General features: G+C 49.8%; 1 protein-coding gene. It reads left to right on the top strand.

Features of this window, described 5'->3' with window-relative positions; all coding sequences use genetic code 11:
* The coding region (locus ACTRWI_RS22905; protein WP_499133965.1) for a hypothetical protein at window positions 1-237 on the top strand (237 nt) is incomplete at both ends.

The following is a 237-nucleotide window of genomic DNA, read 5'->3' as shown; positions in this document are numbered from 1 at the left end:
ATGCCATCAATGCCCTTGATGATTATGCCGATGGCACCACAAGCACAGCGCCAAGTCTTGCTACCTATCACACCGCAGGTTTTGATGAACTCAAAGATGTGAATCTGGCGGTGATCAATACCGCCCTTATCAACAACACCCTAACCTCACTTTCAGGCGTGCAAACGGCGGTCTCAGCCTTAGAGACATTAGTCAATTATGCCCTCGATAACACAAGCACTACGCCAACAGTGGCGG

This window comes from Pseudoalteromonas sp. G5_S1_14_S5 (assembly GCF_054968605.1).
The sequence above is the reverse complement of the archived record's forward strand: the minus strand, read 5'-3'. Positions and strand labels throughout refer to the sequence as shown.